General features: G+C 63.3%; 1 pseudogene. It reads left to right on the top strand.

The features are described 5' to 3' along the window. Nucleotides 1-245: pseudogene (locus tag Q5L94_RS14040) on the top strand (acyltransferase); the annotation flags it as partial.

The raw sequence follows: 245 nt of genomic DNA, 5'->3' as shown, positions 1-245 counted from the left end.
CCAACCCGGTGTCGGTGTTCAATTTCCTGGAAGGTACCCGCTTCACCGAAGACAAGCACGCCGAGCAGGCCTCGCCCTATCGACATCTGCTCAAGCCGAGGGCCGGCGGCATCGCTTTCGTCATCGACGCCATGGGCGAGCAGCTGTCCGCGCTGATCAACATCACCATCCACTACCCGGACGGTCGCCCCAGCTTCTGGGACCTCTTGGCCGGCAATATCCCTCGGGTCGTGGTACGGGTCGAG

This window comes from Idiomarina sp. Sol25 (genome assembly GCF_033052775.1).
Taxonomy (GTDB): domain Bacteria; phylum Pseudomonadota; class Gammaproteobacteria; order Enterobacterales; family Alteromonadaceae; genus Idiomarina.
Note: the sequence above shows the minus strand (reverse complement) of the source record. Positions and strands in the feature narration are given on the sequence as shown.